At 29.3% G+C, this 1,314-nt stretch carries 1 protein-coding gene; it reads left to right on the forward strand.

What is annotated here, in order from left to right; genetic code table 11:
• Positions 1–272: 272 nt before the first annotated feature.
• Positions 273–1,314 (forward strand): GerAB/ArcD/ProY family transporter (locus CN514_RS24975; RefSeq protein ID WP_098234852.1); only part of this gene is annotated, 1,042 nt, incomplete at its 3' end.

Raw genomic sequence — 1,314 nt, forward strand, 5'->3', positions numbered from 1 at the left:
ATCACTCTTAATAGGGACACGTTTACTACACAAGTGAGCATGGCGGAGCATTTGGATTAGGCATTCAATATGTACATGAATTGTTTGAAGCACACGAAAGTAATTATAATTAAATAAATTAATAAAGTAGTTGATAAAATAAACTGCAGCTTTTACCTCTATTATTGGGTAATAGCTGCAGTTTTTTGACGTATAGGTTGTTGTATCAATGGATAATATATACATGTTCATGAAATAAATGAATAGTAGAAAAAGGAGGTATTGCTCGAAAAATGAATAATGAAAAAATTTTCATTAGTGCAGCATTAATCCTCGTACTATTTTCCAGTATACTTATGCATCATTTTATGTTGATTCCAGTATTACTTGACAAAGCAGGTCGAGATTCGTGGATATCTGTAGTTATTGCTTTTCCAGCCCTATTAATCTGGCTTTGCATTTTATATTACATCATGATAAAAACAGAACAAAAATCCATCACTTTACTGATAAAACAGCGATATGGAAATTTAGCCTATTTTATCATTGTAATTCCATTATTAGTTTTTCTACTAATAAATTCATACATTGCTTTAAAAAGCATCTCGAGTTGGATTACAATAATTTATTTACCGAAAACACCAATCTTTGTTATCGAAGGATGTTTATTAATTATCTGTACTTATTGTGCATATGCCGGCATAACTTCCATTGCGGTTATATCAGTATTTCTTTTTCCTTTTGTTCTATTGTTTGAACTTTTTCTTGATGGAGCAAATATCCAATTTATGCACTTAAATTGGATGAAACCAATGTTACAAAATGGTTGGAGTCCTATTTTTAAAGGGAGCTTTTTCATTGCTGGAGGATATATTGAACTCTTGTTTTTATTACTAATCCAACGTCATATCAAAAGGCAAGTTAAATTCTGGCAATTATTTTTATTAGGATTTTTAATATTACTATCATCACTTTTTCCATTATTTTATTCAATCTCTTTATTTGGACCTCGATTAGCAGAAAATATGCGCTACCCTGTTTACGAGCAATGGCGACTACTAAGTATTGGTCAATTTATTCAACATGTAGACTTTTTCTCTGTTTATCAATTTATGTCAGCCTCCTTTATTAGAATTGCGTTAACTTTATTCATATGTGTTGATATTTTAAATATTAGATCAAAACGGTATAAGAAAAATTTGTTGTGGTCTTTATGTTTTGTGTTATTTGTAGTTGCTTGTATACCTATTACGGATAAAAATCTTCATTCATTTGTAAAAAATAATTATTTCCCTATATTTATACCAGTTATCTTTTTCATATCGATTTTATTAG

The organism is Bacillus sp. AFS001701 (assembly GCF_002559405.1).
GTDB lineage: Bacteria > Bacillota > Bacilli > Bacillales > Bacillaceae_G > Gottfriedia.